At 74.6% G+C, this 6,906-nt stretch carries 5 protein-coding genes; 2 read left to right on the top strand and 3 right to left on the bottom strand.

The window, feature by feature from the left end; all coding sequences use genetic code 11:
• Positions 1–80 precede the first annotated feature (80 nt).
• Together AB0J86_RS34190 and AB0J86_RS34185 are read right to left on the bottom strand one after the other, a co-directional pair.
• The gene (locus AB0J86_RS34190; RefSeq protein ID WP_363861831.1) at positions 81–1,079 is read right to left on the bottom strand and encodes a PmoA family protein; all 999 of its coding nucleotides are present in this window, start codon (positions 1,077–1,079) and stop codon (positions 81–83) included.
• Between the two features lie 66 nt (positions 1,080–1,145).
• Positions 1,146–2,399: an MFS transporter gene (locus tag AB0J86_RS34185; RefSeq protein WP_363861830.1), complete on the bottom strand. Its 1,254-nt coding sequence runs from the start codon at positions 2,397–2,399 to the stop codon at positions 1,146–1,148.
• Between the two features lie 270 nt (positions 2,400–2,669).
• Between AB0J86_RS34185 and AB0J86_RS34180 the strand changes: the two genes are divergently transcribed.
• Both AB0J86_RS34180 and AB0J86_RS34175 read left to right on the top strand, forming a co-directional pair.
• The gene (locus AB0J86_RS34180; RefSeq protein WP_363861829.1) at positions 2,670–5,621 is read left to right on the top strand and encodes a M36 family metallopeptidase; all 2,952 of its coding nucleotides are present in this window, start codon (positions 2,670–2,672) and stop codon (positions 5,619–5,621) included.
• A gap of 113 nt (positions 5,622–5,734) precedes the next feature.
• Positions 5,735–6,181, top strand: a complete 447-nt coding sequence (locus AB0J86_RS34175; RefSeq protein ID WP_363861828.1) for a DUF2809 domain-containing protein — start codon at positions 5,735–5,737, stop codon at positions 6,179–6,181.
• Here the strand turns inward: AB0J86_RS34175 and AB0J86_RS34170 are convergent.
• Positions 6,178–6,882 carry a hypothetical protein gene (locus AB0J86_RS34170; RefSeq protein ID WP_363861827.1) on the bottom strand — a complete coding sequence of 235 codons (705 nt, stop codon included), beginning with the start codon at positions 6,880–6,882 and terminating at the stop codon, positions 6,178–6,180. The genes AB0J86_RS34175 and AB0J86_RS34170 overlap by 4 nt on opposite strands.
• Positions 6,883–6,906: the final 24 nt, after the last annotated feature.

Below are 6,906 nucleotides of genomic sequence, written 5' to 3'. Positions count from 1 at the left end.
TGGAGCGCGCGGGGCGGGCCGGCCGCCACCACCCGCCGGTCGCGCTAGTGTTAGTGGATATCCACTAACAGGGATTTGCCCTAGATCGACGGGGTCGACGGGGTCAGCGGCGGAGCCGGGCGGACGAGCGCCTCGACCCGCGCCCGGGTGAGCGCGCCGTCGGCGACGACGACGCGGTGCCGCCGGCGGACGGTACCGCCCGGTGGGATCGGCAGCCGGCGGGTGAACGCCAGCGCCACGCAGACCCCGGGGTAGCTGCCGGTCCGCACGAACCAGTGGTCGCCCTCGCCGAGGCCGGTGAAGACCAGCGTGTACGCCGCGCCGTCCGGCCCTCGGCCGGTCAGCGCGACCCAGGGCTCGGTGCCGCCGTTGACCCGCTCCTCGCCGGTGGCCCCGGCGCTGAAGGCGTCGGCCGGGCCGGGGGCGGCGCGCCAGAAGAACCCGCCGTAACCGGCGCCGCCGGGGCGGCCGTTGGTGGCCGGGCTGCCCAGTGAGATCTCCCGGTCGGCGGGCGCGGTCAGCGCGTACGTGACGTCGAGCGCCCAGGCGTCGTCCCGGCCCGGCAACTCGCGGGCCACCACCGTGCGCTCCTCGGTCAGCAGCGTCCCGCCGGCCGGGTCGAGCCAGCGCAGCCGCTCCCCGAACCCGTCGCCGCCGGCCGCGTCGCCCATGTCGCCCATGCCGCCCGTGCCGCCGGGGCCGCCCGGGACATCCTCGCCTCCGGGACCGCCCGGGCCGTCGTCGGGGTGGGCGACCAGCCACGCGTCGTGCACGATCCGGCCGTGGTCGTCCAGCCAGGTGTAGCCGGCGTCGCGGACGTAGGTGCGCCCGCCCCAGAGGTTCGTGCCGGAGACGTCCTGCATCGCCACGCTGACCCCGAGGTGCCAGCGGTGGTCCTCGGGCAGCGTGTCGGTGACCGGGACGCCGGCGAGGGTACGCACCGGGTGCAGGTACGGCCGGGGACCCCAGCGCGGGTCGAACTCCGGGTGGCTGGCCGGGTCGACGACGTACTCCGCGACGGTACGGTCCCGCACGCGCAGGCGTACCGGGCCGGGGTACGGCGGAAAGCGCTTGCCCACGGCCCGTCAGCCTACCGGCCGGCGCCGCTCCGCGCCGCCCGCGCCGTCACCTGAACGTCCGGGGCGTTACCGCGCCCGGGTAACGCCTCCGGTGTTCAGGTGACGGCCCTGCTGTCCGACGCGACGGGCCGGGGCGAGCAGCGTCCAGACCGCCACGGCGACGCAGGCGGCGGCCACGACCACGGCGAACGCGCCGATCGCCCGGCTCGTGCCGACCCTCGTGGCCAGCAGCCCCACCCCGACGATCGGGATGCCGACGCCGCCGTAGTAGGCCAGGTAGAACGTGCCGAGCAGGCCGTCGGTGGTGCGCGGATCCGGGGAGAGCCCGGTGGTGACCCGCAGCGCGCCCATCATGGTCAGGCCGAGTCCGGCGCCGGCGACCACCGCGGCGAGCAGCATCGCGGGGGCGGAGTCGCGGGCGTCGCCCACGACCAGGACGACCAGGGCGGTCGCGAGCAGGGGCAGCCCGGCCAGGACCGCGGTACGGACGGCCAGCCGGGACAGGGCCGCCTGGGTGGCCGCCGCGACCAGCAGCACCAGCCCCGAGGCCAGACCGCCGAGCAGGGGGTCGTGGTGCCCGCCGCGCAGGCCGATCCGGCCCGGCAGCAGGGAGAGGAAGAGGGCGGTGACGGCCCAGGCGGCGAAGACGGCGACGGCCGCCCGGACGAAGGCCGTACCGTCCGCGCCGCGCACGCCCCAGCCCGGCCGGCGAGGCCGCCACCGCCCGGCCGCCGGCCGCACGCCGGCCGGCAGGCACCCGGCGGTCACCGCGAGCGCGAGCGCGCAGAGCACGGCCATCGCGCGGAAGGCGGTCGTCGTCGGGCCGGGCAGCTTCGCCGCGACGATCCCGGCGACGAGCGGCCCCAGGCCGACGCCGGCCGTGGCCGTCAGGGAGGCCACGAGCGAGGCCCGCCGGGTACGCCCCGCCGGTTCGAGGGCGATCAGCGTCGCGGTGAACGCGGCCGAGGCGGAACCGACCGCGACGCCCTGTCCGGCCCGGGCGGCGAAGAGCCAGGCCACGCCGTCGGCCGCCGCGAACACCACCCCGGCGGCCGAGGCCAACGCCAGCGAGCCGAGCAGCAGCCGGCGGTGGCCGACCACCTCCGCGAGCGGCGCCACCAGGAGCAGCGAGGGGAGCAGCGTCGCCGGGTACGTCGCGAAGAGCGCGGTGAGCACCAGCGGCGAGAACCCGAACCGGGCCTGGTACAGCGCGTAGATGGGCGAGGGCGCGTTGGTGCTCATGAGCAGCACCAGCAGGGCCGCGGCCAGCCCCCAGAAGCGGACCCGGGCGGCCCGGGTGGTCACGTGATCGTCCGGCATGAGCCCCGACGCTAGGCCCGGAATCCTTCGGTCCGGCCCGAAGCGTCCGGGTCCTGGCGGCTACGAGGCCGCCGCCGCGGAGGGGGTACGGGCCGCGCCGGGGCTACCCCTTCGGGCCGTCCGGAAATCCTGCCCGGGCAGGTCGGTCCGCGACACCTTGTCATGATCCCGGTGACCACTAGTATTCACGCATCTGCATGCGTCGCACGGTCGACCCCGAACCGGTCCCCGACCGGCCGGCCGCGGCGCACCCACCACAGGGAGGACCCCTTGCGCAGACCGGAACGGAGAGCATCGGTACTCGCGACGAGGTGGCGGACCGCGCCGGCACTCGTCGCGGCCGCCGTCGCCGCCGCCCTACTACCCGGCGGCGACCCCGCCGGTGCCACGCCGGAGAGCACCGCCACCGCGCCGGCCCTCAAGGCCGGCTCCTTCAGCGAGGGACACAGCCCTCGCGACAAGGACAACCGGGCCGGGGTGGCCGGCCCCGACTCGCGCCAGCGCGCCTCGGCCAGCCGCGTCGGCGGACCGGTGCGCTGGAACCCGCTCGGCACCCCGCAGGCGCTCGGCCCGACCGCCGAGCCGCTCGCCACCGGGCTCGCCGCCGACCCGGAGACCGCGGCCCGGCAGTACCTGGCCGGCAACCGGGATCTCTTCGGACTCGACGAGGCGGCCGTGGCCGGGCTGGAGCGGGTGCTGGTCCGCAAGATCGGCAACGGGGCCGTGGTGACCCTGCGGCAGCGCTTCGGCAGCCTGCCGGCCGGCCACGACGGGCTGGTCGGCGTGGCGGTCACCGGCGGCAAGGTGATCTCGGTCAGCTCCTCGCTCTCCCGGCAGACCGGCGCGCCGGCGCCGGCCACCCTCACGGCCGACCAGGCGTACGCGGCCGCGCTCGCCGACGCCGGCCTCGACGCCGCGCAGGTGGCCAGCAAGGACGTCCGGCCGGTGGCCGTACCGACGCCGGCCGACGGGCCGCGCGCCGCGTACGAGGTGACGCTGATCGGCCGGAGCACCGGCGAGCCGACCGCGTTCACCACCTTCGTGGACGGTCGTACGGGCGAGGTGCTGGTCCGCGAGGACCTGGTCGACTTCGACTCGGACAACCCGCGGTGGGCCGTCTTCCCCGCCGCCCCGCCCGCCACCGTCCGGCCCGGTCGCGACCAGCGCGAACGCTGGTGCCTGGTCTGGGCGCCCGGCTGCGACCGGCTGGTGCGGGACGCGGCCAGCGCCGAGGCGTGGGACCTGGACCTGGCCACCGGCGAGCCGACGCACACGTCCCGGGGCAACAACGCAAACAACGTCCTCTCCTGGGGCGCCGGCACGCCGAACGTACCGGCGACCGAGAGCGCGACCCGCGACTACACGTACCCCTTCACCGACCAGTGGCACCGGGCCCGGTGCAACCCGGAGGTGTTCCAGTCGGCGCAGCGCAACGACGCGGACGCGGCGCTCGCGAACCTCTTCGCCATGCACAACCGGATGCACGACTGGGCGTACCGGCTCGGCTTCGACGAGTCGGCGTGGAACCTCCAGGCGGTCAACCTCACCGCCGAGGGGCTGGGCGGCGACGCGGAGCAGGGCCGCGCCCAGCAGGGCGCGCTGAGCGGCAACCGCAACAACGCCAACCAGGGCACACCGCGCGACGGCCAACCGCCGACCACCAACATGTACCTGTGGCAGCCGATCGCCGGTACGTCGTACCCGCCCTGCGTGGACGGCGACTACGACATGACGGTGATCGGGCACGAGTACACCCACGCGATCAGCAACCGCATGATCGCCGGGCCGGACGCGGGGATCAGCGGCCACCAGGGCGGTTCGATGGGCGAGTCCTGGAGCGACCTGCTCGCCACCGAGTACCTCTTCCAGAACGGCCTGCGCGCGCCGGGGTCGAGCCCGTTCATCGTGGGCGGCTACGTCACCGGCAACACCATCAGCGGCATCCGCAACTACGACCTGAGCCGCAGCCCGCTGAACTACTCCGACGTCGGGTACGACCTCAACGGCCCGGCGGTGCACTCCGACGGCGAGATCTGGGGCGCCACCAACCACCGGGTCCGCGACGCGCTGGTCCACCGGTACGGCCTCGGCACCCCGGCGATCCAGAAGGCGTGCGCCGAGGGGAAGATCCCGGTCGACCGCTGCCCGGGCAACCGGCGCTGGTCGCAGCTGGTCTTCGACTCGTTCCTGCTCCAGGCGGCCAGCTCGGTGAGCATGCTCGACATGCGCGACAACATGCTCACCGCCGACCAGCTGCGCTTCGGCGGGCGCAACCAGGACCTGATCTGGAACGCGTTCGCGGAGTCCGGCATGGGCCGGGACGCGGCCACCAACGGCGCCGCCGACACGGACCCGACGCCGAGCTTCGCCTCGCCGTACGCCCGCAACGTCACCGTCAAGGTGAACCCGAGGGGCGAGAGCGCGGGCGCGCCGGTCCGGATCTACGTGGGTGACTACGAGGCCCGGGCGGTACCGGTCGCCGACACCGACCCGAACACGGCGCTGCCGGACACGTTCGAGGTGGTACCGGGCAGGTTCGACCTGATCGCGGTGGCGCCCGGCTTCGGGCACACCCGGTTCACCCGCGAGTTCAAGGCGGGCCGGGGCCACGGCGCGGGCAAGCCGGAGCGGCTGGACGTCTCGCTGGAGCGCAACCTCGCCTCGCTCGCCTCGGGCGCGGTGGTCTCCGGCGACGGGGTCAACCTCGACCGGATCGCCGACGACACCGAGACGACCAACTGGGCGTCGCTGGACGGGGTCGCCGGCAAGCGGGTCACGGTGGCGCTCCCGGGCGGGCAGCCGCGGACGGTACGCAAGGTGAACGTGAGCGCGTACCTGCGCCCGTCGATCAACGGGGACGTCGACGCGGGCACCCAGAACCGGCTCTCGGCACTGCGCTCGTTCAGCGTGCTCGCCTGCAACGCCGAGGTGGCCGACTGCTCGGTGGACGCGAACTACCGCCGGGTCTACACGAGCCGCCCGGACGCGTTCCCGGCCGGGAAGTTCCGGCCGTACTCGCGCGACCTGAACCTGCGGTCGTTCGACATCGGCAGGACCGTCGCCACCCACCTGCGGCTGGAGGTCAAGGCCAGCCAGTGCACCGGCGGGCCCGAGTACGCCGGTGAGCAGGACGACGACCCGAACAACGCGACCGACTGCGCGACCGCCAGCCAGTTCCGCGCCCAGGTACGCGTGGCGGAGTTCCAGGCGTTCGAGCGCTGACCCACCACCCGCCAACCCCGTCGATCATGGAGTTGTGGCCGGCAGTATGCCCTACTTCGCGGCCTTCGCGAGGGCCACAACTTCATGATCGCGGGGGCGGTTAGGCTCGGGTGATGTTCCGCGGAGGTTGGCCGGTACGGCTGTCGGCGCTGGCGGCGGCGGCCGGGTTCCTCGGCCTCGCGCTGGCGATCCGGGCCCTCGACGACGGCGCGCTGCGGCAGTACTCGGGCACCGCGCTCTACGCGTCGATGGTCTACGCCGGGGTGTTTCTCTGCCGGGCCCGGGCCCGGCCCCTGGTGGCCGGCGCGATCGCGGTCGGGTTCTGCTGGCTGGTCGAGACCGCGCAGCTCACCCACGTTCCGGCCGCGCTGTCGCAGCGCAGCCTGCTGGCGCGGCTCGTGCTGGGCGTGCAGTTCGACCCGGTCGACCTGGCCTGGTACCCGGTGGGCGTGCTCCCGCTCGTCGCGCTGCACCGACTGCTGCTGAACCGCCCCACCCCTCCCGCCCCCGCCGGTCCCGTCTCTGCCGATCATGGAGATGTGGCCGCCGATAGGCACTAGTTCGCGGCTTTCGCCGGGGCCACAACTTCATGATCGACGGGGAGGGCGCGCGGGCCGGACCGCGTGGCGGCCAGGAGCAGCAGGACCGCCGTCAGCGTGTCCTGCAGGACGATCCTGAACCAGTTGAGGTCGGTCCAGCGCCGCACCTCGTCGAGGTCCGCCGACATCGGGTCGCCGGCCCAGCTCAGCGCGTGCGGCGCGAAGTACAGGGCGCTGGCGGTCCGCCCCGCGTAGAAGGCGACGGCGGCGGCGACCAGTGGCCACCGGCGGCCCGGTCGGCGCCAGTTGACCATCACAAGCAGGGGCATCAGCGCCCACTCGAACGGGCCGTGGATGGCGTAGAAAAAGGGCCCGAACGCGTCCCGCTGGAGCAGGTCGAGCTGGGCCTGCGGCGTGGTGGCCAGGATGTTGCCGAGCAGCCCGGCACCGAGCACGACGAACGCGAGCGCCACGGCGAGCCAGAGCGGCAGGTCGGCACGGCCGGGGGCGCGTTCGCCCCACCGCGTTAGTCGGGGGGCGACGGCGGCCGCCGCGATTCCCCAGATCAGCCCGAAGGCGGTCATGGGCAGGATCGCGTCGATCGTCACCCCGGAGACCGCGCCGAACGCGGTGCTCAACAGCGGGATGACCAGTGGTGACAGTCGATGTCCGGTACCGCGCCGGCGCGGCTCGGACGATGTCGCGGGAGCTCGATCAGTCATGCCGACAGTGTCATCCTGACGTTA

Source organism: Micromonospora sp. NPDC049559 (assembly GCF_040676675.1).
Lineage (GTDB): Bacteria > Actinomycetota > Actinomycetes > Mycobacteriales > Micromonosporaceae > JBFAPK01.
The sequence above is the reverse complement of the archived record's forward strand: the minus strand, read 5'-3'. Positions and strand labels throughout refer to the sequence as shown.